At 67.7% G+C, this 22042-nt stretch carries 22 protein-coding genes and 2 tRNA genes; 8 read left to right on the top strand and 16 right to left on the bottom strand.

Annotation, left to right across the window (positions count from 1 at the left end):
* The first annotated feature begins 64 nt into the window (after positions 1–64).
* From folE to M9799_RS05055, 3 genes are all read left to right on the top strand, one after another.
* Positions 65–790, top strand: a complete 726-nt coding sequence (gene folE, locus M9799_RS05065) for a GTP cyclohydrolase I (RefSeq protein ID WP_377007414.1) — start codon at positions 65–67, stop codon at positions 788–790.
* Between the two features lie 3 nt (positions 791–793).
* The gene (locus tag M9799_RS05060; protein ID WP_231043524.1) at positions 794–1216 is read left to right on the top strand and encodes a BLUF domain-containing protein; all 423 of its coding nucleotides are present in this window, start codon (positions 794–796) and stop codon (positions 1214–1216) included.
* A gap of 206 nt (positions 1217–1422) precedes the next feature.
* Positions 1423–2067 (top strand): LysE family translocator, encoded by a 645-nt coding sequence (locus M9799_RS05055; protein WP_231043525.1) that lies wholly within the window; start codon positions 1423–1425, stop codon positions 2065–2067.
* A gap of 6 nt (positions 2068–2073) precedes the next feature.
* On the opposite strand, the gene M9799_RS05050 is transcribed toward M9799_RS05055, so the two are convergent.
* The 5 genes from M9799_RS05050 to M9799_RS05030 form a co-directional block, all read right to left on the bottom strand.
* Entirely contained in the window at positions 2074–3564 is a 1491-nt protein-coding gene (locus M9799_RS05050) for an ABC transporter substrate-binding protein (protein ID WP_231043526.1), read from the bottom strand.
* Positions 3565–3633: 69 nt separating this feature from the next.
* Positions 3634–4482 carry an ATP-binding cassette domain-containing protein gene (locus M9799_RS05045; RefSeq protein WP_231043527.1) on the bottom strand — a complete coding sequence of 283 codons (849 nt, stop codon included), beginning with the start codon at positions 4480–4482 and terminating at the stop codon, positions 3634–3636.
* Positions 4479–5477, bottom strand: coding sequence for an ABC transporter ATP-binding protein (locus tag M9799_RS05040; protein ID WP_231043528.1), 999 nt, complete (start codon positions 5475–5477; stop codon positions 4479–4481). Before M9799_RS05040 ends, M9799_RS05045 begins: the two co-directional genes overlap by 4 nt.
* A 3-nt stretch (positions 5478–5480) precedes the next feature.
* Positions 5481–6350, bottom strand: a complete 870-nt coding sequence (locus M9799_RS05035; protein WP_231043529.1) for an ABC transporter permease — start codon at positions 6348–6350, stop codon at positions 5481–5483.
* Positions 6347–7309: an ABC transporter permease gene (locus M9799_RS05030; protein WP_231043530.1), complete on the bottom strand. Its 963-nt coding sequence runs from the start codon at positions 7307–7309 to the stop codon at positions 6347–6349. The genes M9799_RS05035 and M9799_RS05030 overlap by 4 nt, the downstream gene beginning before the upstream one ends.
* A 192-nt stretch (positions 7310–7501) precedes the next feature.
* Between M9799_RS05030 and M9799_RS05025 the strand changes: the two genes are divergently transcribed.
* The gene (locus M9799_RS05025; RefSeq protein WP_231043531.1) at positions 7502–7765 is read left to right on the top strand and encodes a YfhL family 4Fe-4S dicluster ferredoxin; all 264 of its coding nucleotides are present in this window, start codon (positions 7502–7504) and stop codon (positions 7763–7765) included.
* Positions 7766–8136: 371 nt separating this feature from the next.
* Here M9799_RS05025 and pth read toward each other — a convergent pair whose 3' ends face one another.
* From pth to M9799_RS04990, 7 genes are all read right to left on the bottom strand, one after another.
* Positions 8137–8748: an aminoacyl-tRNA hydrolase gene (pth, locus tag M9799_RS05020; RefSeq protein ID WP_231043532.1), complete on the bottom strand. Its 612-nt coding sequence runs from the start codon at positions 8746–8748 to the stop codon at positions 8137–8139.
* Positions 8749–8870: 122 nt separating this feature from the next.
* Complete coding sequence (locus M9799_RS05015; RefSeq protein ID WP_231043533.1) at positions 8871–9497, bottom strand: 50S ribosomal protein L25/general stress protein Ctc; 627 nt, start codon at positions 9495–9497, stop codon at positions 8871–8873.
* 163 nt (positions 9498–9660) lie between these two features.
* Positions 9661–10620: a ribose-phosphate pyrophosphokinase gene (locus M9799_RS05010; RefSeq protein ID WP_231043534.1), complete on the bottom strand. Its 960-nt coding sequence runs from the start codon at positions 10618–10620 to the stop codon at positions 9661–9663.
* A gap of 44 nt (positions 10621–10664) precedes the next feature.
* A tRNA-Gln gene (locus M9799_RS05005) sits at positions 10665–10741 on the bottom strand.
* Between the two features lie 37 nt (positions 10742–10778).
* On the bottom strand, positions 10779–11633 hold the full coding sequence (ispE, locus tag M9799_RS05000) for a 4-(cytidine 5'-diphospho)-2-C-methyl-D-erythritol kinase (protein WP_231043535.1): 855 nt from the start codon (positions 11631–11633) through the stop codon (positions 10779–10781).
* A gap of 26 nt (positions 11634–11659) precedes the next feature.
* Complete coding sequence (locus M9799_RS04995) at positions 11660–12172, bottom strand: lipoprotein insertase outer membrane protein LolB (protein WP_231043536.1); 513 nt, start codon at positions 12170–12172, stop codon at positions 11660–11662.
* A complete protein-coding gene (locus M9799_RS04990; protein ID WP_231043537.1) occupies positions 12169–13947 on the bottom strand; it encodes a tetratricopeptide repeat protein in 1779 nt (592 codons plus the stop codon). The genes M9799_RS04995 and M9799_RS04990 overlap by 4 nt, the downstream gene beginning before the upstream one ends.
* A gap of 134 nt (positions 13948–14081) precedes the next feature.
* Between M9799_RS04990 and mutM the strand changes: the two genes are divergently transcribed.
* Entirely contained in the window at positions 14082–14903 is an 822-nt protein-coding gene (gene mutM, locus M9799_RS04985) for a bifunctional DNA-formamidopyrimidine glycosylase/DNA-(apurinic or apyrimidinic site) lyase (RefSeq protein ID WP_231043538.1), read from the top strand.
* Positions 14904–14966: 63 nt separating this feature from the next.
* Positions 14967–16016 carry an A/G-specific adenine glycosylase gene (gene mutY / locus M9799_RS04980; protein ID WP_231043539.1) on the top strand — a complete coding sequence of 350 codons (1050 nt, stop codon included), beginning with the start codon at positions 14967–14969 and terminating at the stop codon, positions 16014–16016.
* Between the two features lie 118 nt (positions 16017–16134).
* On the opposite strand, the gene rapZ is transcribed toward mutY, so the two are convergent.
* From rapZ to M9799_RS04965, 3 genes are read right to left on the bottom strand one after another with little or no spacing between them, the layout of a single operon-like run.
* Positions 16135–17016, bottom strand: a complete 882-nt coding sequence (gene rapZ / locus M9799_RS04975; protein WP_231043540.1) for an RNase adapter RapZ — start codon at positions 17014–17016, stop codon at positions 16135–16137.
* 3 nt (positions 17017–17019) lie between these two features.
* A complete protein-coding gene (gene recN, locus M9799_RS04970; protein ID WP_231043541.1) occupies positions 17020–18672 on the bottom strand; it encodes a DNA repair protein RecN in 1653 nt (550 codons plus the stop codon).
* 1 nt (position 18673) lies between these two features.
* Positions 18674–19573 (bottom strand): NAD kinase, encoded by a 900-nt coding sequence (locus M9799_RS04965; protein ID WP_231043542.1) that lies wholly within the window; start codon positions 19571–19573, stop codon positions 18674–18676.
* A 28-nt stretch (positions 19574–19601) separates the two neighbouring features.
* On the opposite strand from M9799_RS04965, the gene hrcA reads away from it, so the two are divergent.
* Positions 19602–20603: a heat-inducible transcriptional repressor HrcA gene (gene hrcA, locus M9799_RS04960; protein WP_231043543.1), complete on the top strand. Its 1002-nt coding sequence runs from the start codon at positions 19602–19604 to the stop codon at positions 20601–20603.
* A 56-nt stretch (positions 20604–20659) separates the two neighbouring features.
* Positions 20660–20738 (top strand) — tRNA-Ile (locus M9799_RS04955).
* 45 nt (positions 20739–20783) lie between these two features.
* Here the strand turns inward: M9799_RS04955 and serA are convergent.
* Entirely contained in the window at positions 20784–22013 is a 1230-nt protein-coding gene (gene serA, locus M9799_RS04950; RefSeq protein WP_231043544.1) for a phosphoglycerate dehydrogenase, read from the bottom strand.
* Positions 22014–22042: the final 29 nt, after the last annotated feature.

Raw genomic sequence — 22042 nt, 5'->3', positions numbered from 1 at the left:
TCACGCCTCACGCGCGCAAGTCCCTTGCCGGGGAGTGCGGCGCAATCGCTGGTAGGATGCCCGGATGCTCAGAGAATCCGCTGCCGAAATGAACACAGCCAGCCCCGACGAGGGCACGCCCGTTTCCGTCAAAATCCGCGAGCGGTTGGCTGCCGCGCGCAAGCGCTACAACGCCAACGACAACATTGCCGAATTCATCGAGCCCGGCGAGCTGGAGAAGCTGCTGGACGAGGTCGAGCACAAGATGCAGGGCGTGCTCGACAGCCTGGTCATCGACACCGCCAAGGACCACAACACCCGCACGACCGCGCGGCGCGTGGCCAAGATGTATGTCAACGAGGTGTTCAAGGGCCGCTACACGCAGGCCCCGGCCATCACCGAGTTCCCCAACGCCGAGCATCTCAACGAGCTGATGATCGTCGGCCCGATCACCGTGCGCAGCGCCTGCAGCCACCATTTCTGCCCCGTGATCGGCAAGATCTGGATCGGCGTGCTGCCCAACGAGCACACCAACGTCATCGGCCTGTCGAAGTACGCGCGGCTGGTCGACTGGGTCATGGGCCGCCCGCAGATCCAGGAAGAGGCGGTGGTGCAGCTGGCCGACCTGATCATGGAAAAGACCCAGCCCGACGGCCTGGCCATCGTCATGGAGGCCTCGCACTTCTGCATGTCCTGGCGCGGCGTGCGCGAGATGGACTCGAAGATGCTCAATTCGGTCATGCGCGGCGTGTTCCTCAAGGACCCCACGCTGCGCCGTGAATTTCTCTCGCTGATTCCCGGAAGGAACTGACCCATGCTGGTGCGCCTGATCTATGCAAGCCGTGCGGCGGATGCCTCGCCCGCCGCGATCGAAGCCATCCTGACCCAGGCGCGCGAGCACAATCCGGGCTCGGGCATCACCGGGGTGCTGTGCTACGGCGGGGGCGTGTTCCTGCAGGCCATCGAGGGCGGGCGCTCCCAGGTCAGCGCGCTCTTCGGCCACATCCAGCGCGATGCGCGCCACCAGGACGTGGAACTGCTGCACTACGAGGAAATCGCCGAGCGGCGCTTTGGCGGCTGGACCATGGGCCAGGTCAACCTGTCGCGCATCAACCATGCGATCGTGCTCAAGTACTCGGAGACCATCGAGCTCAATCCCTATGTGGTGTCGGGAAAGATGTCGCTGGCGTTGCTGGAGGAGTTGATGGCGACGGCGTCGATTGGAAGCCGGGGGTGATTTTTCGTTCTCGCTCCTTGGCTTGAGGTCAGGCCGTCCATGGTTCGACAGGCTCACCACGAACGTTTTTTCCGTTCGTCCTGAGCCTGCCTCGCCGGCCGCGTCGAAGGATGAGCGGCCTGTCCTCAAGTTCCGCTGCTGACCTTGATTCTCTGGCTGGTCAATAAAGGATCAAAGAGGGGCGCGGTCTTGTTGAAGAGGTCCCCATGCCCACCCCCGAATCCCTCCTCGCCTTCTTCGGCGTCTCCCTTCTGCTCGCCCTGAGCCCTGGCCCCGACAACATCTTCGTGCTGCTGCAATCGGCACGACACGGAGCGCGCGCCGGCATGGCCGTAGTGTTGGGCCTGTGCGCCGGCCTGGTAGCGCACACGGCCGCCGTCGCGCTGGGCCTGGCCGCGGTATTCGCTTCCTCGCCCATGGCATTCACGGTGCTCAAATACTGCGGCGCGGCCTATCTCGCCTGGCTGGCCTGGCAGGCATGGCGCGCGCCGGTGGCCCAGGCCGATCCTGCCGCACCGCAGCAGAGCGCGGCCCTCGATGCGCGCGCGCTGCGCCGCATGGTGGCGCGCGGCGTGATCATGAATCTCACCAACCCGAAGGTGCTGATCTTCTTCCTGGCCTTCCTGCCGCAGTTCGCCGACCCGGCGCGCGGCGGCCTGGCGCCGCAGATCATGGCGCTGGGCTGTGTCTTCATGCTGGCGGCGCTGCTGGTGTTCGGCGCGATGGCCTGCTTTTCCGGCGCGTTCGGCCGGCTGCTGCAGCGCTCGGCCAAAGGCCAGCGCTGGCTCAACCGGCTGACCGCGCTGGTGTTTGTCGGCCTTGCGCTGCGCCTGGCTTCGCTGCAGCGCTGAGCGGCCTCAAGCCCAGGACAGCGACGACAGGTCGTTGACAAAGACGGGCATGTCTTTCCAAAGCCCGCGCAGGCCTTTCTTCGCCACCGTGACCCACTGCGGCTGGTACAGGAACGCATGCACCGATTCCTGCGCGATCAGGCGCTGGGCATCGCCGAGCAGGCGGGCGCGGTCGGCGGGGCGGGGGGCGCGCTTGATCTGGTCGTACAGCGTGTTGAACGCCTGCGACTGGTAGCCCCAGTAGTAGTCGGGCTTGGCGAAGTTGCCCAGGTCGAAGGGCTCGACGTGCGAAATGATCGTCAGGTCGTAGTTCTTGTTGCCGTAGGTGCCGCTGAGCCACTGCGCCCATTCGACGTTCTGCAGCTTGACCTGGATGCCGATCTTGGCGAGCTGCGCCGCGATGACCTCGCCGCCCTGGCGCGCATAGGGCGCCGGCGGCAGCGTCATGGTCAGCGTCAGGGGCAGCTTCACGCCGGCCTCGGCCAGCAGCGCCTTGGCCTTGGCCAGGTCGTAGGGATTGACGCCGGTCGTGTCGACATAGCCAAAGGCGGTGGGCACGTAGTAGCTGCCGATGGGCACCCCATAGCCTTCGGCCGCGCCGTCGATCACCGCCTTGCGGTCGATGGCGGCGGCGATGGCGCGGCGCACGCGCACGTCGCTCAAAGGCTTGCGCGCGTTGTTCATCGCCATGATGGTCTTGGCGCGCGAGCCGCTGACCAGCACCTCGAAGCGCGGGTTGGACTTGAACTGCGCGATGGAGCGCGGCGACACGCGCGGGAAGCAGTCCACGTCGCCGGCCATCAGCGCCGCGACCTGGGCCGCGGGGTCGGGAATGAAGCGGAAGGTGGCGCGCTGGATCTGGATGTCGCGCGCGGCGCGAAAGTCCTTCCAGGCGTTGAGGGTGACGGACGCGCCCTTGCTCCAGCGGCCGACCAGATAGGGGCCGGTGCCCACGGGCTGGGTGGCGTTCGTGGCTGCGCTCTTGGGCTCGACGATGATCGAGGTGGCCTGGCCCAGCACGAACAGGAAGTCGGGGTCCACATCCTCGTTGACGATGGTCACGGTGTACGGGTCGACCACCTGGACGCGCAGGCCGGTGAAGTTGCGCCGGTCCTTGTTGGTGCTTTTCTCGGCGGCCGCGCGCTCGAAGGAGAACTTCACCGTTTCGGCATTGAAGGGCTCGCCGTTGTGAAAGCGCACGCCCTTGCGCAGTTTGAAGGTGAAGGTCTTGAGGTCGCTGCCGACTTCCCAGCTCTCGGCCAGCAGCGGCGAGACGCTGCCGTCGGAATTGATCTTGGTCAGCGTCTCGAACAGGTTGTACTGCACGATCTCGGCAATCGACGAGGCCGCATTGGCCGTCGGATCGAGCCCTGGCGGCTCGAGCGTGAGCGCGATCACGATGCTGTTCTTCTTTTCCTGGGCCAGGGCGCTCCAGGACGCAAGCAGGGAGGTGCTGGCCAGGGAGCTGGCGGCCAGTACGCGGCGGCGATTCAACATGGGTGTCTCCGTCGGAGTGTTCTGGGGGGCAGGGGTAGCCGCTTGGGGCTCGCGACCCCGCTTTTTACACTATTGTGCCCCCACGCGTTGACTGCGGCGGGCGCGCGAGCGCCCCGGCGCGATCTGCGGCACGGCCGCGACCAGCGCGCGGGTATAGGGGTGCTGCGGCGCGTGGAACAGCTGCGCGGGCGCGCCGCGCTCGACGATCCGGCCCTGGTACAGCACCACCACCTCGTCGCACAGCTGCTGCACCACGGCCAGGTCATGGCTGATCAGCAGATAGCCCAGGCCATGGAGCTGCTGCAGGTCGCGCAGCAGATTGAGCACCTGGGCCTGCACCGATACGTCGAGCGCGCTCACCGGCTCGTCGGCCACGATCAGGCGCGGGCGCGTGATCAGTGCGCGCGCGATGGCGATGCGCTGGCGCTGGCCGCCGGAGAATTCATGCGGGTATTTGTCCAGATCGGCGCTGTGCAGCCCGACCTCGGCCAGCGCCTGCGCCGCCTGCTCGCGCAGCGCAGCCCGGCTGCCCAAGGCCAGCGCCTGCAGCGGCTCGCCGACGATGCGCGCCACGCGCTGGCGCGGATCGAGCGAGCCGTAGGGGTCCTGGAACACCATCTGGAAATCGCGCCGCGCCGCGCGCAGCGCCTGCGGCCCCAGCCGGTGCACGTCCTGGCCGAGTATCTTCACCTGGCCCGCATCGGGCCGGTCCAGCGCCATCACCAGCCGCGCCAGCGTGGACTTGCCCGAGCCGGATTCGCCCACGACACCCAGGCTGCGCCCGGGCTCCACGCGCAGGCTCACGCCGCGCAGCGCGTCGATGCGCGGCGCCGCGCGCCACAGCTGCTCGCGCGGCAGGCGGTAGCTGCGCGCCAGGTCGGTGACTTCCAGCAGCGCCGGGGAGGGGGACGGGATCATGGCGGGGCGGAAACGGCGGAGGGGGTCTGCACGACTTCGGGCCGCACGCAGCGGGTCCAGTGGTCTGCCGCCCCATCGACGCGGACTGCGGGGGGGCGCTGGCGCGTGCATGGGTCGATGGTGTGCGCGCAGCGCCCGGCAAACGGGCAGCCGGGCGGCATCTCGCCCAGCGCGGGCACGCTGCCGGCAATGGTCGGCAGGCGTTGCTGCGCCGCGCCCAGCTGCGGCCGCGCCGCCAGGAGCGCGCGCGTGTAGGGATGGCCCAGGTGACCGAAGATGGCCTCGGTCGGGCCGCTTTCGACCACAGTGCCGCCATACATGACCAGCATCTGGTCGACGTTCTGCGACACCACGGCCAGGTCGTGCGAGATCAGCAGCAGCGCCATGCCGCGCTCGTCGACCAGGTCGCTGATCAGGTCGAGGATCTGCTGCTGGATGGTCACGTCGAGCGCCGTGGTCGGCTCGTCGGCAATCAGGAGATCGGGCTCGCAGGCCAGCGCCATGGCGATGGTGATGCGCTGGCGCTGGCCGCCCGAGAACTCGTGCGGGTAGGCGTCGGCGCGGCGCGCGGCGTCGGCAATGCCCACGCGGTCGAGCAGGGCCACGGCCTGGCGCCGCGCGGCCGCGGCATCGAGCCCGCGGTGGCGGCGCAGCGGCTCGGCCACCTGACGACCGATGCGGTGCAGCGGATTGAGCGCCGTCATCGGCTCCTGGAAGACCATCGCCATGCGGTTGCCGCGCAGCGCGCTGCGTTCGGACTCGCGCAGGCCGATGAGCTCCCGGCCGTCGAAGCGGATGCTGCCAGAGAGCTGCGCATGCTCCGGCAGCAGGCCCATCAGCGCCATGGCGGTGAGCGACTTGCCGCTGCCCGATTCGCCGATGATGCCCAGCGTGGCGCCGCGCTCGAGCGAAAAATCCATGCCGCGCACGGCCACGGCCGGGCCGCGCGGCGTGGCCAGCGTGAGCTGCAGTTGGGAGACTTCGAGCAATGCCATGGTTCAGCGCGCGCGGGTCAGGCGCGGGTCGAGCAGGTCGCGCAGGCCGTCGCCCAGCAGGTTCAGGCCCAGCACCGCCAGCGCGATCGCCAGGCCCGGCCAGATGGCCAGCAGCGGCGCCTCGAACATCAGGGTCTGGGCCTCGCTCAGCATGCGGCCCCAGGAGGGCTGCGGCGGCTGCGTGCCCAGCCCGAGATAGGACAGGGCGGCCTCGGCCAGGATGGCGATGGCGAACTGGATCGTGGCCTGCACGATCAGCATCGGCAGGATGTTGGGCAGCACATGTTCCCAGGTGATGGACCAGCGGTTCCTGCCGCAGGCGCGCGCGGCGAGGATGTATTCGCGCGACCAGACCGTGTTGGCCGAGGCGCGCGTGACGCGCGCGAAGGTCGGGATGTTGAAGATGCCGATGGCGATGATGGCGTTGACGATGCCCGCGCCGAACACCGCCGTGAGCATGATGGCCGACAGGATCGCGGGAAAGGCAAAGGTGAAGTCGGCCAGGCGCATGATCGCTTCCTCGACCCAGCCGCGCCGTGCCGCCGCCAGCAGCCCCAGCGCCGTGCCCAGCAGCAGGCCGATGCCCACGGCGATCAAGCCGACCAGGATGGAGTTGCGCGCGCCCACCAGCAGCAGCGAGGCCACGTCGCGGCCGAAGGCATCGGTGCCGAGCCAGTGCGCGGCGCCAGGCGGCTGCAGCTTGATGGCCAGGTCCATCTCGTAAGGCGACCAGGGTGTCCACACGAACGACAGGCCCGCCGCCAGCACCAGCGCCAGCGTCAGCGCCGCGCCCAGCACCAGGCTGCGCTGGCGCAGCGCGCGCCGCCAGGCGCCGGGCGCCGCGCTGTGGCCGAGGGAGGCGGAGGTATTCATAGGTCGCTGGCTTTCAGGCGCGGATCGATGGCCGCATACAGCAGGTCGACGATGAAATTGACCAGTACCACCATGGCGGCCAGCAGCATCACGCAGTTGCGCACCACGATCAGGTCGCGGTTGGCGATGGACTGGAAGATCAGCCGGCCAAGGCCCGGCAGGTAGAAGACATTCTCGACGACGATGGTGCCCGCCAGCAGGTTGGCGAACTGCAGGCCCATCACCGTGACGACGGGCACCATGGCATTGCGCAGCACATGTCCCCAGAGCACGGCGCGCGTAGACAGGCCCTTGGCGCGCGCGGTGCGCACGAAATCCTCGCGCATGACGTCCAGCACGGCCGAGCGCGTGATGCGCGCCAGGATCGCGGCCTGCACCACCGCCAACGAGATCGCCGGCAGCAGCAGCGCCTTGAGCCCGGGCCAGAAGCCGCCGCCGGCTTCCTCGGTCCATCCGGGAAAGCCGCCGGCCGAGAACCACTGCAGCTTCACCGAGAACAGCAGGATCAGCAGGATGGCAAACCAGAAGTTGGGAATGGCAATGCCCAATTGGGCCAAGCCCATGACGCCCATATCGCCCCAGCGGCCATGGCGCGAGGCGGCGTAGACGCCGGCCAGCAATGCCAGCAGCGTGGTGATCAGCATGGCCAGCACCGCCAGCGGCACGGTGAGCGCGAGGCGCTCGAGCACCAGGTCCAGCACCGGGCTGCCATAGGCATAGCTGTTGCCCAGGTCCAGCACCAGGAGGCCCTGCACCCACTGCACGTAGCGCTGCCAGGCTGGCTGGTCGAGGCCCAGCTGCTCGGCCAGGGCCTGCACGGCCTCGGGCGCGGCGTCCGGCCCCATCAGCACCTGCGCGGCATTGCCCGGCAACACGTCCAGCACCATGAACACCACGGCCGAGGTGGCGGCCAGGGTGGCGATCAGGGTGAGGATGCGTTTGAGGAGAAAGACACTCATGGAAGGGGCAGGTCCAGGCGCCGGGGCCGGAGGTGCAGAGCATAGCGGCAAATGCGCCCCTGCGAGCCTGGCGGCCATGTCCGCCAGCGCTGCGGGACTATGCCGGCGGCGGGATAATTGCCCGCATATGAAAGCCATGCCCTCTTTTACGTTGCTCTGCCGGGCGCCGCGCTGCGCGCACAGGGGTCCGCCATGGCGCTGATGATCACCGACGAGTGCATCAACTGCGACGTCTGCGAGCCCGAGTGCCCGAACGATGCGATCTACATGGGAGAGTTCATCTACGAGATTGCGCCTTCGAAGTGCACCGAATGCGTGGGCCACTTCGACGAGCCGCAATGCGTGCAGATCTGCCCGGTGGCTTGCATTCCGGTGAATCCGGAGTTCGTGGAGACGCGGGAGACTTTGCTGCAGAAGTTCAATCGGCTGGAGGCAGCGAAGGCGCAGGGAGATTGACTCTTCTATAGGGCAGGCCGTTCATGCTTCGACAAGCTCAGCACGAACGCTTTCCTCCGGCCACCCTGCGCTTGGCTCAGAACAGGGGCGTGCGGGCATTACCGTTCGCCCTGAGCCTAGTTCATTACTAGAGCACCCTGGGAGTCACCGTTCGCCCTGAGCCTAGTTCATTACTAGAGCACCCTGGGAGTCACCGTTCGCCCTGAGCCCAGTTCATTGCTAGAGCACCCTGGGAGTCACCGTTCGCCCTGAGCCCAGTTCATTGCTAGAGCACCCTGGGAGTTACCGTTCGCCCTGAGCCTGTCGAAGGGTGGACGGCCTGCACTCCAATGCACAAATGCTGCTTGACAGGCTCATGGTCGTCCGGCAGCTCACCCCTCCACTACCGGCTTCGCCGGCTTGGGCCGCGGCGGCTTGGTCGTATGGATCTGCAGCGTTGCCTTGTCCATCTCCCCCGCCTGCAGCAGCCGCCACGACCTGAGCGAATGCGCGATGGAGTCCTCGATCAGCGTGCGCTGGTCGGGTGCGGGTTTCTTCAGCACCCAGTTCGCCACTTCGGCGCGGTCGCCCGGGTGGCCGATGCCGATGCGCAGGCGCCAGTAGTCGGGCGTGCCCAGCTGCGCATGGATGTCGCGCAGCCCGTTGTGGCCCGCGTGGCCGCCCCCGCGCTTGAGCTTGGCCTGGCCGGGCAGCATGTCCAGTTCGTCGTGCACCACCAGCACCTCCTCGGGCAGGATCTTGAAGAAGCGCGCCAGCGCCCCGACGGACTTGCCCGAAAGATTCATGTAGGTCTGCGGCTTGAGCAGCCAGACGTTCTGGCCGTCGACGCTGGCGCGCGCGGCCAGGCCGAAATAGCTGCGCTCGGGCTGCAGCGAGACCTTGAGTTCGCGCGCCAGGCCGTCGATCCACCAGAAACCGGCGTTGTGGCGCGTGTCCTCGTACTCGGGGCCGGGGTTGCCCAGGCCAACAAACAATTTGATCATCGGTGAATTATCTCCATGGATGCTGCCCCAAAGCCAACGGCCCACACGCCGTGAAGCGGTGGGCCGTTGGCTTTGGGGCAGCGCCCGGCCCGCGAAGGCCAGGCGCTGCGCTCAGGAAGTGATTACTTCTTGCCCTTCTTGGCGGGAGCAGCGGGTGCGGCGCCTTCGGCGGGAGCAGCGATCTCGTCGGCCGGGGGCACGATCGAGACCAGGGCCGGGTTGCTTTGCGTGCCGCGGATGTGGGCTTCGACGCCCTTGGGCAGCTTCACGTTCTTCAGCGTGAACGACGAACCCTTTTGCAGGTTGCTCAGGTCCACGGTGATGAACTCGGGCAGGTCCGAAGGAACGCAGATCACGGGCAGGGCGGTGACCAGGGGGGTCACGACGCACTTGTCCTGGGCCACGGCGGGCGACTTGTCGGCGCCTTCGAAGTGCAGGGGCACGTTCAGGTGCAGCTTGGTCTTCTCGTCGACGCGCTGGAAGTCCACGTGCAGCACGAGCTGCTTGTAGGGGTGGAATTGCACGTCACGCAGCACGACCTTGCTGGTCTGGCCGGCGATGTCCATTTCCAGGACGCTGGAGTGGAACGCTTCCTTCTTCAGGGCGTGCCACAGTTCGTTGTGGTTGGTTTCGATGGCCAGGGGTTCGGCACCGCCACCGTAGACGATACCGGGGGTGTTGCCCGAATTACGCAGACGGCGGCTCGCACCCGTACCTTGCTTGGCGCGCTCTGTAGCGACGAATTTCATAGTTAGCTCCTGTGTGAGTCGGCCGCGACCAGCCGGACTCGATTGAAAAAAGACAGCCGGCACATGCCGGACCGCCTTGGTATGCCCCGAAACACGCAAGACCTCCCGAGGGAGGCCATTGCAGCGGCTGCCGGGGCAGCCGCGGATCTCGCTGAGCGAGCTCTTATTCCGAGAACAAGCTGAGGACCGAATCACCCGAGGAAATGCGCTTGATCGTTTCGGCGATCAGCGGAGCCACGGAGAGTTGGCGGATCTTGCTGCAACCCTGGGCTTCGGCGCTCAGGGGAATGGTGTTGGTGACCACGACCTCGTCGAGGGCCTCGCCGCCGGCGATGCGCTCGATGGCCGGACCCGAGAAGATCGGGTGCGTGCAGTAGGCATAGACCTTCTTGGCGCCGCGCTGCTTGAGCACTTCGGCCGCCTTGACCAGCGTGCCGGCGGTGTCAATCATGTCATCCATGATCACGCAGTTGCGGCCTTCGATGTCGCCGATGACGTGCATGACTTCGGAGACGTTGGCCTTCGGGCGGCGCTTGTCGATGATCGCCAGGTCGCAGCCGAGCTGCTTGGCCAGCGCACGCGCGCGCACCACGCCGCCGACGTCGGGCGAGACCACGATCAGGTCTTCGTAGTTCTTCTGGCGCAGGTCGCCCAGCAGCACCGGCGAGGCGTAGATGTTGTCGACGGGAATGTCGAAGAAGCCCTGGATCTGGTCGGCGTGCAGGTCCATGGTCAGCACGCGCTCGACGCCCACGGCCTGCAGCATGTTGGCCACGACCTTGGCCGTGATCGGCACGCGCGAGGAGCGCGGGCGGCGGTCCTGGCGGGCATAGCCGAAGTACGGGATCACGGCGCAGATGCGCTCGGCGGATGCGCGCTTGAGGGCATCGACCATCACCAGGAGTTCCATCAGGTTCTCATTGGTGGGGCTGCAGGTCGGCTGGACGACGAAAACGTCGCGCGTGCGCACGTTCTGCTTGATCTCGACAGTGACTTCACCGTCGGAGAAACGGCCCACTTCGGCGGCGCCGAGCTGGGTGCCCAACTGGCTGGCAATCTCTTCGGCCATGCCGCGATTGGCATTGCCGCTAAAAATCATGAAGTCTGAATGATTGGTGTGCATGAGCGTCCCAGTGTTTATGGGTTTGCTTGTACGCAAAAGACATTTGGCAGGGGAAGAAGGATTCGAACCTTCGCATGCTGGAATCAAAATCCAGTGCCTTAACCAACTTGGCGACTCCCCTACACAGGTCAATTGCTGATGCAACCAACCGGTAACTTTCAATCCTTGGCCCACCCCGCAAGCGGATGAGCGTCCAGATTATGGCAAACCCTGGAGATCCAGCCGCTGGGCGCGCCTGCAATCTCGACCGTTTGCGTCATCGGTGCAAACACTGCACTTCCCGAGCCGGTCATTCTACCGTGCAATCCATGTGCTTCGAGCCAATCGATGGCTTTTTTCACATCGGGGCACAGTTTTTCTGCGACCGGCTGCAAGTTGTTTTGACCAAAGTCATAGTGCTTTGCAGCGAAGACCGCGATTGTAGCACGCTCGGAATCACGTTGGAGGTCGGGGGCGGAAAAAATCGATTTCGTGTCCAGTCCGGCTTCCGGTTTGACCACCACGAAGCGTTGCGGCGGCAGCTTTTGCGCGCCCTCGAGCGGGGTGATGATGTCGCCTATCCCTTGCACCCAGGCATTGCGCCCGCGCAGGAAGAACGGCACATCGGCGCCCAGCTTCAGGCCGATGGCCTCCAGCGCCGGGCGCGGCAGATGCAGGTTCCACAGCCGGTTGAGCGCCAGCAGCGTGCTGGCCGCGTCGGACGAGCCGCCGCCCATGCCGGCCTGCGCGGGAATGCTTTTCTCCACGCCGATGTGCGCGCCCGCGCTGCAGCCGGTGGCCGCCTGCAGCGCGCGCGCGGCGCGCACGATCAGGTCGTCGTCGGGCAGGCGCATGCCGCCGAGGTCTTCGCGCGTGACGGCGCCGCCTGCGCGCAGCTCGAAATGCAGCCGGTCCTGCCAGTCGATCAGCATGAACACCGATTCGATCAGGTGATAGCCGTCCGGGCGGCGCCCGGTGATGTGCAGGAAAAGATTGAGCTTGGCCGGGGCCGGCACATCGTGAAGCGAACGCATGGAAAAGAACGAGAGAGGAAAGGAATTCAGCGGTCGAGCACGACGCGCAGCGTGGCGCGCGGCAGCGGGTCGGTGCGCTCGGCGCGCAGGCGGCCTTCGGCCAGTTGCGTGAGATCGGCCTGCCAGCCCGGCACCGCAGCCTGCTCGCCCGCCAGCCAAGCAAACAGCGCGCCCAGCGGCAGCGCCGTGCCCAGCGTGTCTTGCACCAGGACGCCAAGCGAAGGCGATTCGCGCAGCTGCCCGCCCTGGCGCAGCTGCGCGCCCGCGGGGCTCCACTGCAGCTCGGCCAGCACCGCGCCAAAGGGGCTCAGCAGCACCAGCTGCCCTTCGCGCTGCGTGCCCTGGAGCTCGAAGGAGGCACTGAAGGACTGCTCCTCGGCCTGCTCGTCATGCACCTGCAGCGCCAGCCTGCCGCTCCAGGAGCCCGCGGCAGTGCCCGAGACGCCTGGCTCCGGCCGCAGACGCGGCTGGGCGCAGCCCGCCAGGCCCAGGGTCGCGGCCGCCAGCAGCAGCGCGCGGCGGCGCGTCGGCGCCCTCATGGCTTGACGCCCAGGCGCTGCAGGGTCTCGCGCAACGTATCGTTGTCGGCATTGAGCTGCAGGCCCTTCTGCCAGACCTCGCGCGCCTGGCGCCGCTGGCCGGTGCTCCACAGCACCTCGCCCAGGTGCGCCGCGATCTCGGCGTCGGGCCGCAGCGCATAGGCTTTCTCCAGCAGGGACTGGGCCATGGCCGTGTTGCCGCTGCGGAATTCCGTCCAGGCCAGGCTGTCGATGATGAAGGGATCGTTCGGCGTGGCTTCCAGCGCCCTGGTGATCAGCGCGCGCGCCTCGTCCAGGCGCACGCCGCGCTCGGCGAAGGAAAAGCCCAGCGCATTGTAGGCGTGGTGGAAGCCCGGGTCGCGCGCGATGATCGCGCGCAGCAGGCTTTCCATTTCCTCGAAGCGGCCGACCTTCTCGGCCAGGATCGCGGTGTCGTAGGCAATCTCGTTGTCCTGCGGGAACTGCTGCTGCAGCTGCGACTGCAGCGCGTAGGCCAGCGCCGGCTGATCGGCCTCGCGCACCACCTGCACCTCGGCCTGCTGGCGCAGGCGCTGCTGCTGCGGGGTGCTGGCGGGCACCGCCTGGATGGCCGCACGCGCCTGCTCGAGCTGGCCCTGCTGGGCCAGGATCGAGGCGCGGCGCACCTGCACGTTCAGCAGCTCGGTGCCGTTCTCGATGCGGCCCAGCCACTCCAGCGCGGGGGCGAAGCGGCCCTGCTTCTGCGCGATCAGCGCATGCAGCAGCGCCGACTCGGTGCGCGCGCTGCGCTGGCTGCCGGCATTGGGCAGCTGCGGCACCAGCGCGTCGAAACGCTGCAGCGAGGCCTCGGCCTCGGGCCAGCGCTGGGTCTGCGCCTGCAGCCGCGCCAGAGTGAACCAGGCATCGGCGTAATCGGGGGTCTCGCGCGTGATGGCCAGGAGCTGCGTCTCGGCCGGCTCGAGCCGGTCCTGGCCCAGCAGCACGCGCGCATAGGCCATGCGCATGTCGGCGCCGCGCTGCTGCTCCACATAGCGCGCGACCAGCGGTTCGGCCTCGCGCTGGCCGTTTTCCAGCAGCTCCAGCGCCAGCAGCGCGGCCGCGCCATTGCCCGGGGACAGGGCTTCGGCCTTTTGGACGGCCTGCAGCGCGGCGGCGGGGTTGCCCGCAACCAGTTGCATGTGGCCGATCGCGGCATAGGCCGACGGGCCGGCGGCGGGGTCGGCCAGCTGGCCCTGCAGCGCCTGCTCGACGATCTGCGCCGCCAGCGCCTTGTCGGTGACGCGGCTGTAGAGCTGCGTGATCGACAGGAAGGTCACGGGCTTGCTTGGCGCGGGCGTGGAGTCGATTTCCTGGCGCAGGTAGGGCAGGGTGTCGGCAACGCGGTTGAGCGCCACCAGGATCTGCAATACGTAGCGGTTGGCGTTGCGCGACTCGGGAAAGGCCTCGCGCCAGGCCTGGGCCGCCAGCAGCGCCTGGTTGCCGGCGCGCGCCTGCAGCGCCATCTCGGTGGCGCGGCGGTACAGCTGGGGGTTGCGGCTCTGGCGCGCGGCGTTGAGCATCAGCTGCTGGCCGCTGCCCGGGTCGCCGACGCCGGCCGCCATTTCTCCGACCAGGACTTCGTAGAACAGCCCGGCGTTGAACGCCGCGGTCTCGTCGGGGTCGTTCTCGGCCGGCGCCAGCGTGCCGCCGCTGGCAGGCAGGGGCTCGGCCTGGCTCCAGGCAGTTGCAGGAGCGGCGGCCAGTGCCGCCAGTGTGGCGGCCAGCGCCAGGGCCCGTGGGCGTAGAGGTTGAACCATCGAACCATAATAATCGAACCGGGTGGCTGCGCAAGCGGACGGAAGGCTGCTTGCATTGCTGCAAAAGCGCCTCATCTGCAGGACACGCCGCGCTGCCGCCGGGCGCGCGCCAGGCCCATTCACGCAGGAGTGCCATGCCCGAATTACCCGAAGTTGAAGTCACGCGCCGCTCGTTTGCCGCCTCGATCGCGGGCGCGCGCATCGTGGACGCGCGCCTGGGCAAGCCGCTGCGCTGGCCGCTGGGCATCGCGCCCGAGGCGCTCGTGGGGCGCGAGGTGCTGGGCGTGCGCCGCCGCGGCAAATACCTGCTGGTTGATTTGAACGAAGGCCTGCTGCTGCTGCATCTGGGCATGTCGGGGAGCCTGCGCTTCGCGCCCACCGACACCCTGGCTGCGCCGGGCACGCACGACCATTTCGATCTGGTGACCACGCTGGGCACGCTGCGGCTGCACGATCCACGCCGCTTCGGCGCCGTGGTCTTTGCCGGGGGCGAGGGCGACCCGGTGGCGCGCAAGCTGCTGGGCGGCCTGGGCATGGAGCCGCTGGAAGACGCATTCGCGGCGCAGGCGTTCCACGCCGGACTGCAGGCCAGCCGCATGCCGATCAAGCAGCTGCTGCTGGGCGGCAAGCTGGTGGTGGGGGTGGGCAACATCTACGCTTCCGAGGTGCTGTTCCTGGCGCGCATCTCGCCGCTGGCCCCGGCCAACAGCATCGGGCCACGGCGCGCGCAGCGGCTGCACCAGGCCATCCGCGAGGTGCTGGCCAGGGCGGTGGCGCAGGGCGGCACCACGCTCAGGGATTTCTCCAACGCCGATGGCATGCCCGGGCATTTCCAGCTGCAGGCCCAGGTCTATGACCGCGAAGGCCTGCCCTGCACGCGCTGCGCGGCACCGCTGCGCATGCTGCGCCAGGGGCAGCGCAGCACCTTCTATTGCAGCCATTGCCAGCGGCCCTGAGGCAGGCGGCGGCGATAATTTTGCGTGGCGCCATTTGGCGGCCTTCCTACCGGTAATCAGATCTTGACGAATTCCTCCATCGCCGCTGCCGTCGTGCAGTGGCAGGCCTCGCATGGCCGCAACCACCTGCCCTGGCAGCAGACGCGCGACCCCTACCGGGTCTGGCTTTCGGAGATCATGCTGCAGCAGACCCAGGTGGCGACGGTGCTGGGCTACTACCCGCGCTTCCTGGCGCAGTTCCCCGACGTGGCCAGCCTCGCGGCCGCGCCCGAGGACGCGGTGCTGGCGCTGTGGAGCGGCCTGGGCTACTACAGCCGCGCGCGCAACCTGCACAAATGCGCGCAGGCAGTGATGGCGCTGCATGGCGGGCGCTTTCCCGAGACCGCCGAGCAGCTGGCGACGCTGCCCGGCATCGGCCGCTCGACCGCGGGCGCCATCGCGGCCTTCTGCTTCTCGCAGCGCGTGCCCATTCTCGATGCCAACGTGCGGCGCGTGCTCACGCGCGTGCTGGCCTTCGATGGCGATCTCGCCGTGGCGCGCAACGAGCGGGAGCTCTGGGATCTGGCGACCGACCTGTGTCCCGATCCGCGGGAGCTCGATCTGCAGGACGCGATGCCGCGCTACACCCAGGGCATGATGGACCTGGGCGCGAGCCTGTGCCTGCCGCGCAAGCCGGCCTGCCTGCTGTGCCCGCTGCAGAGCCAGTGCCGCGCCTCGCGCGCCGGCAACCCCGAGGACTACCCGGTGCGCACGCGCAAGCTCAAGCGCAGTTCCCAGGCCTGGTGGCTGCTGATCGCGCAGGACCGCGAAGGGCGCATCCGCCTGGGCAAGCGCCCGTCCACCGGCATCTGGGCGGGGCTCTACGCTCCGGCGGTGTTCGAGGACGCTGCGGCGCTGGAAGCCGCTGTGCAGGCGCGCTGGCCGGGCGCAGTGGAGCTCGAGCACCAGGATGCGTTCGTGCATGTGCTCACCCATCGGGATCTGCATCTGCACCCGGTGATCGCGCGGGTCGAGGCGGCTGAACCCGCGGCAGATGATTGGTATACGCGGGCGCAGTGGGAGGCGATGGGGTTGCCGGCGCCGGTGAGGAAGTTGCTGGACGGGGGAAGGTAGGCGGTTTCTCCGAGGACAGGACGTCCATCCTTCGATGGAGCTGCCCAGGGCGAACGGAAAAACCGTTCGTGGTGAGCCTGTCGAACCATGGACGGGTGGCAAGCGCGCTCAACGAAAATCAGATCTCCGCCGCAGCCGTGCGTCCATCCAGCTCTCGGTGCCTTGTCAACGTAGGCCAATCCGTGCCGAAGTGCGCCGCCAGCTGCTCCACCAGATACACCGAACGGTGCTGTCCGCCCGTGCAGCCGATGGACACCGTCACATAGCTGCGGTGGTTCTGCTCCAGCAGCGGCAGCCAGTGCTCGAAGAACTGCACGATCTGCCGCTGCATCTCCAGCACCTCGGGCTGCTGGCGCAGGAAGGCCTGCACCTGCGCGTCCTTGCCGGAAAAGGGGCGCAGATCGGTGTCGTAGTAGGGGTTGGGCAGCATGCGCACGTCGAACAGATAGTCGCAGTCCGCCGGAATGCCGTGCTTGAAGCCGAAGGACTGGAACACCAGCGTCATTTGCCCGCGCGGCAAGGTCAGCAGGCTCTTGACGTAGCTTTGCAGCTGCGAGGGCCGCAGGTGGCTGGTATCGATGACCTCCGACTGCTCGCGCAGGCCGGCCAGCAGCTCGCGCTCCCATCCGATGGTCTGCATCAGCGCGCGGCGGCCCTGCTGCAGTTCGTCGCTCGACAGCGGATGGCGCCTGCGGGTCTCGGAAAAGCGCCGCGCCAGCGTGCTGGTGGTGGCATCGAGAAACAGCGACTGCACCAGCACGCCCTGCTCGCGCAGCGCGGCCAGCTGCGCGGGCAGCCGGGGCAGGCCGGTGGCGCTGCGCGCGTCGATGGCAATGGCCACGCGGTTGCCGTGGTGCGTGTGCTCGAGTTCCACGAACGAGGCCAGCAGCTCGGGCGGCAGGTTGTCGACGCAGTAGTAGCCGGCATCTTCCAGCGCATGCAGCGCCACGGATTTTCCGGAACCGGACATGCCGGTGACCAACACGATCTCGAGTCCCATGCGTCAACCCCTGGCCTGCTGGAGCATTTCGCGCGCGTGCGCCATGGTGGTTTCGGACAGGCGCTCGCCGCCGAGCATGCGCGCCACCTCGGCCACACGCGTGTCCTGGGCCAGCGCCATGACGGTGCTGGTGGTGGCCTGCTTGTCGCGCCGCTTGGCCACCACCAGATGGTGGTCGGCGCAGGCCGCGACCTGGGGCAGGTGGGTCACGGCCAGCACCTGCCGGTCCTGGCCCAGCCTGTGCATCAGCCGGCCCACGGTTTCGGCCACCGCGCCGCCCACGCCCGAATCCACCTCGTCGAAGATCAGCGTCGAGGCTTCGCCCAGTTCGCTGGTCGTCACGGCAATGGCCAGCGAGATGCGCGACAGCTCGCCGCCCGAGGCCACCTTGCCGATGGGCTTGGGGCTCGCGCCCGGATGGCCGGCCACCAGGAAGGCCAGCGCATCGATGCCGTGCGGGCCCGGTTCCTCGGCCACGGTCTGCGCGACCTCGAAGCGCCCGCCCTCCATGCCCAGCCCCTGCATGGCCTGGGTGATGGCGCGCGCGAGCTTCGGCACGGCCTTGGCGCGCTGCTGCGACAGGGCGCGCGCGGCCTGCTCGTACTGCGCCTGGGCGGCATCGGCCCGGGCGCGCAGCCCTTCGATATCCACGACCGCATCGAGCTGGCGCAGCTCCTCCTGCCAGCCCGCATACAGCTGCGGCAGCTCGGCCGGCGGGCGCTTGTAGCGGCGCGCAAGCTGCATCCACAGCGACAGGCGGGTGTCGAGTTCGGCCAGGCGTTCGGGATCGAGCTCGGTGCGGCGCAGATAGGACTGCAGTGAATGGCGCGCATCGCCGATCTGCGCCAGGCCCGAGGCCAGCACTTCGGCGATCTCCTTGAATTCCGCGTCCAGATGTTCCTGGTACTGCAGCTCGCCATGGGCGCGCGTCAGCGCCGCCAGGCCGCCGGCCTCGTCGTCCTCGATGGCGAACAGCGCGCTCTGCGCCGTATCCAGCAGCGCCTGCGCATGCGACAGCCGCGTGTGCTGGGCGTTGAGCTCCTCCCACTCGTCCTCGCCCGGGTCGAGCTTCTCGACTTCGCCGAGCTGCCACTGCAGCCGCTCGCGTTCGCGCTGCAGGCTGTCCTGCGCGGCAATCGCATGTTCGAGCGCCTGGCGCGCGCCGCGCCACTCGCTCCAGAGCTTGCGCAGCGGCTGGGTCTGCAGGCCGGCGTAGGCATCGAGCAGCTCGCGCGCCGCGTCGGGCCGCGTGAGGCTTTGCCAGGCATGCTGGCCGTGGATGTCGAGCAGCTGCTCGCCCACGGTGCGCAGCTGCGTGGCGGTGGCGGGCGCGCCGTTGATCCAGGCGCGGCTGCGGCCCTGCGCGTCGATCACGCGGCGCAGCAGCAGCGTGTCCTCCAGCGCGAAACCGCCTTCCTCGAGCCAGGGCTTGAGCCGCGCCGGGCACTCGAATTCGGCGCAGATGTCGGCCTGCGACGCGCCTTCGCGCACCACGCCGGCATCGGCGCGCGCGCCCAGGGCCAGCTGCACCGCGTCGATCAGGATGGACTTGCCGGCGCCGGTCTCGCCGGTCAGCGCGGTGAAGCCGCCGTGCAGATCCAGGTCCAGCGCCTGGACGATGACAAAGTCGCGCAGTGCAATGCGTTTGAGCGCCATATCAATTCATCCCCTCGTTCCAGCCCAGTTTCTTGCGCAGGGTGGCAAAGTAATTCCAGCCCTTGGGGTGCAGGAAGCGCACCGAATGTTCCGCCTTGGTCACCAGGATGCGGTCGCCATGCAGCAGCGAGGCCAGCGACTGCATGTCGAAATTGGCGCTGACATCGCGCCCGCCCACCACCTCGATGGCGACCTCGGTCGCATCCGACAGCACGATGGGCCGGTTGGAGAAGGTGTGCGGCGCGATCGGCGCCATGACCCAGGCGGGAATCGAGGGGTGCATCATCGGGCCGCCCACCGACAGCGCATAGGCCGTCGAGCCCGTGGGCGTGGCGATGATCAGGCCGTCGGCGCGCTGGTTGGCGACGAAATGCCCGCCGACCTCGACGCGCAGCTCGACCATGCCCGAGGTGCCGCCGCGGTTGACCACGACGTCGTTCATCGCCAGCGCCTCGAACACCAGCTGCTCGCCGCGCATGACGCGCGCGCGGATCATGGGCCGCAGGTCTTCCTCATATTCCCCCTGGAGCATGGGCGTGAGGGGGGCCTGATAATCTCCCAGCGGAATGTCCGTGACGAAGCCCAGGCGCCCCTGGTTGATGCCGATCAGCGGCGTGCCGTAGCGCGCCAGATGGCGGCTGATGCCCAGCATGGTGCCGTCGCCGCCCACGACCAGCCCGAGGTCGCAATGCGTGCCCAGGCCGTCGATATCCATCGATTGGTAGCCCTCGATGCCGGCATTGGCGGCCGAATCCGCATCGACGATGACTTCGCAGCCCTGCCGGGTCACGAAGCTGGCGATATCCTGGAGGGCGTGGCGGACGCTGTCGGGGCTGGCGCTGCTGGAGGCGGGCGACTGGTATTTCCCTATCAGCGCGACGCGGCGGAACTTAGAAGTCATTTTGAAATTACATCATTAAAATCACTACATGCTCGATGACCGTGCCAAGTTGTTACTCAAAGCGCTGGTCGAGCGATATATCGCCGACGGCCAGCCAATAGGTTCACGTACGCTTTCGCGTGCCTCGGGCCTTGAATTGTCGCCTGCAACCATACGCAACGTGATGGCCGACCTCGAGGAGCTCGGCCTGATCGTCAGCCCGCACACCTCCGCGGGCCGTATTCCCACGGCCAAAGGTTACCGTCTGTTCGTTGACACCATGTTGACAGTGCAGCGCGACGGCCTGCATGCGCCCGCGCTGCCGGCCGAGCAGCCGCAGAAGGTCATCGCCAACGCCGCGCACCTGCTGTCGAACCTGTCGCAGTTCGTCGGCGTGGTGATGGTGCCCAAGCGCAGCTCGGTGTTCCGCCAGATCGAGTTCGTGCGCCTGTCGGAAAAGCGCTTCCTGGTCATCATCGTCTCGCCCGAGGGCGACGTGCAGAACCGCGTGATCTTCACCGAGGTCGACTACACCGCCGCGCAGCTGGTCGAGGCGGCGAACTTCCTCAACGCCAACTATGCCGGCCTGGCCATGGAACAGGTGCGCGAACGCCTCAAGGGCGAGGTCGAACGGCTGCGCGGCGAGGTCGCGCAGCTGATGCAGGCCGCCGTCAACGTCGGCACCGAAAGCCACAGCGAGGAGGGTGATGTCGTGATCGCCGGCGAGCGCAATCTCCTGGCCGTGAGCGATTTCTCCAGCGACATGGACCATCTGCGCCGCGCCTTCGACCTCTTCGAGCAAAAGACGCAGATCCTGCGCCTGCTCGACATCTCGAACCAGGCCGAGGGCGTGCGCATCTACATCGGCGGCGAAAGCCATGTGGTGCCCTTCGAGGAGCTGTCGGTGGTGAGCGCGCCCTACGAGGTCGACGGCAAGGTCGTCGGCACCCTGGGCGTGATCGGCCCGACGCGCATGCACTACGACAGGATGATCCAGATTGTCGACATCACCTCGAAGCTCGTGACCAATGCGCTGAGCCATCGCCGATAGCGTCTACAATGAGCGGGTTTTGCCAGGGCAGCTCAAGTCCCTGGCTTCAGGTTTGCGGGCCTCTAGCTCATGCTTGGTTAGAGCAGCGGACTCATAATCCGTTGGTGCCGTGTTCGACTCACGGGAGGCCCACCAGTTGAAAAAGCCAACCCCCTGGGGTTGGCTTTTTTGTCTTCAGGCTCAGAGCAGCACGCGGCAGCGGATCGTCCCCGCGATATCCAGCAGCTGCGCCATCGGCAGCTCCTGCGTGTCGCCGATGTCCATCACCACATAGCCCAGCTTCTCGTCGGTGCGCAGGTACTGCCCGGCGATGTTGATGCCGTGCTGCGCGAACACCTGGTTGATGGCCGAGAGCACGCCAGGCACGTTGTGGTGCACGTGCAGGATGCGCTTTTGCCCGGGGTGCGGCGGCAGCGCGACCTCGGGGAAGTTCACGGCCGAGATCGAGGTGCCGTTGTCGCTGTATTTGACCAGCTTCTCCGCGACTTCGAGGCCGATGTTGGCCTGCGCCTCCATGGTCGAGCCGCCGATGTGCGGGGTCAGGATGACGTTGTCCAGGCCGCGCAGCGGGGAGATGAATTCATCCTTGTTGGTGCGCGGCTCGACGGGGAACACGTCGAGCGCGGCGCCCAGCAGATGGCCCGACCTGAGCGCATCGGCCAGCGCGTCGATCTCCACCACCGTGCCGCGCGAGGCGTTGATCAGGATCGCTCCGGGCTTCATGGCCGCCAGTTCGGCGGCGCCGATCATCCATTGCGTCGAGGGCAGCTCGGGCACGTGCAGGCTGACGATGTCGCTGGTCGCCAGCAGCTCCTGCAGCGAGGCCGCCTGGCGCGCGTTGCCCAGCGGCAGCTTGGTGACGATGTCGTGGAACTGCACCTGCATGCCCAGGCCCTCGGCCAGCACCGACAGCTGGCTGCCGATCGAGCCGTGGCCGACGATGCCCAGCGTCTTGCCACGGATCTCGTAGGAGTTCTCGGCCGTCTTGAGCCAGCCGCCGCGGTGCGCCGCCGCGTTCTTCGCGGGAATGCCGCGCAGCAGCAGGATGGCTTCGCCCAGCACCAGCTCGGCCACCGAGCGGGTGTTGGAGTAGGGGGCGTTGAACACCACGATGCCGCGCTGGCGCGCGGCGTTCAGGTCGACCTGGTTGGTGCCGATGCAAAAGCACCCCACGGCGACGAGCTTCTGCGCCGCCTGGAACACTTCCTCGGTCAGCTGGGTGCGCGAGCGGATGCCGACGAAGTGCACGTCGGCGATCTTGCGCATCAGCTCGTCATTGGGCAGCGCGCCCGTGATGGTCTCGACGTTGGTGTAGCCGGCCTTGTGCAGCAGCTGCAGCGCGCTGGGGTGGATGCCTTCCAGCAGCAGGAATTTGATCTTCGATTTGTCCAGCGAGGTCTTGGTGGTCATTGCATGGTTCCCATTGCACAAGCTTCCAT

Origin of the sequence: Comamonas endophytica (assembly GCF_023634805.2) — a bacterium.
Classification (GTDB): domain Bacteria; phylum Pseudomonadota; class Gammaproteobacteria; order Burkholderiales; family Burkholderiaceae_C; genus Comamonas; species Comamonas endophytica.
The sequence above is the reverse complement of the archived record's forward strand: the minus strand, read 5'-3'. Positions and strand labels throughout refer to the sequence as shown.

Coding starts and splice junctions, on each gene's coding strand:
- folE (WP_377007414.1), top strand. CDS start 65: ATGCTCAGAGAATCCGCTGCCGAAATGAACACAGCCAGCCCCGACGAG.
- M9799_RS05060 (WP_231043524.1), top strand. CDS start 794: ATGCTGGTGCGCCTGATCTATGCAAGCCGTGCGGCGGATGCCTCGCCC.
- M9799_RS05055 (WP_231043525.1), top strand. CDS start 1,423: ATGCCCACCCCCGAATCCCTCCTCGCCTTCTTCGGCGTCTCCCTTCTG.
- M9799_RS05050 (WP_231043526.1), bottom strand. CDS start 3,564: ATGTTGAATCGCCGCCGCGTACTGGCCGCCAGCTCCCTGGCCAGCACC.
- M9799_RS05045 (WP_231043527.1), bottom strand. CDS start 4,482: ATGATCCCGTCCCCCTCCCCGGCGCTGCTGGAAGTCACCGACCTGGCG.
- M9799_RS05040 (WP_231043528.1), bottom strand. CDS start 5,477: ATGGCATTGCTCGAAGTCTCCCAACTGCAGCTCACGCTGGCCACGCCG.
- M9799_RS05035 (WP_231043529.1), bottom strand. CDS start 6,350: ATGAATACCTCCGCCTCCCTCGGCCACAGCGCGGCGCCCGGCGCCTGG.
- M9799_RS05030 (WP_231043530.1), bottom strand. CDS start 7,309: ATGAGTGTCTTTCTCCTCAAACGCATCCTCACCCTGATCGCCACCCTG.
- M9799_RS05025 (WP_231043531.1), top strand. CDS start 7,502: ATGGCGCTGATGATCACCGACGAGTGCATCAACTGCGACGTCTGCGAG.
- pth (WP_231043532.1), bottom strand. CDS start 8,748: ATGATCAAATTGTTTGTTGGCCTGGGCAACCCCGGCCCCGAGTACGAG.
- M9799_RS05015 (WP_231043533.1), bottom strand. CDS start 9,497: ATGAAATTCGTCGCTACAGAGCGCGCCAAGCAAGGTACGGGTGCGAGC.
- M9799_RS05010 (WP_231043534.1), bottom strand. CDS start 10,620: ATGCACACCAATCATTCAGACTTCATGATTTTTAGCGGCAATGCCAAT.
- ispE (WP_231043535.1), bottom strand. CDS start 11,633: ATGCGTTCGCTTCACGATGTGCCGGCCCCGGCCAAGCTCAATCTTTTC.
- M9799_RS04995 (WP_231043536.1), bottom strand. CDS start 12,172: ATGAGGGCGCCGACGCGCCGCCGCGCGCTGCTGCTGGCGGCCGCGACC.
- M9799_RS04990 (WP_231043537.1), bottom strand. CDS start 13,947: ATGGTTCAACCTCTACGCCCACGGGCCCTGGCGCTGGCCGCCACACTG.
- mutM (WP_231043538.1), top strand. CDS start 14,082: ATGCCCGAATTACCCGAAGTTGAAGTCACGCGCCGCTCGTTTGCCGCC.
- rapZ (WP_231043540.1), bottom strand. CDS start 17,016: ATGGGACTCGAGATCGTGTTGGTCACCGGCATGTCCGGTTCCGGAAAA.
- recN (WP_231043541.1), bottom strand. CDS start 18,672: ATGGCGCTCAAACGCATTGCACTGCGCGACTTTGTCATCGTCCAGGCG.
- M9799_RS04965 (WP_231043542.1), bottom strand. CDS start 19,573: ATGACTTCTAAGTTCCGCCGCGTCGCGCTGATAGGGAAATACCAGTCG.
- hrcA (WP_231043543.1), top strand. CDS start 19,602: ATGCTCGATGACCGTGCCAAGTTGTTACTCAAAGCGCTGGTCGAGCGA.
- serA (WP_231043544.1), bottom strand. CDS start 22,013: ATGACCACCAAGACCTCGCTGGACAAATCGAAGATCAAATTCCTGCTG.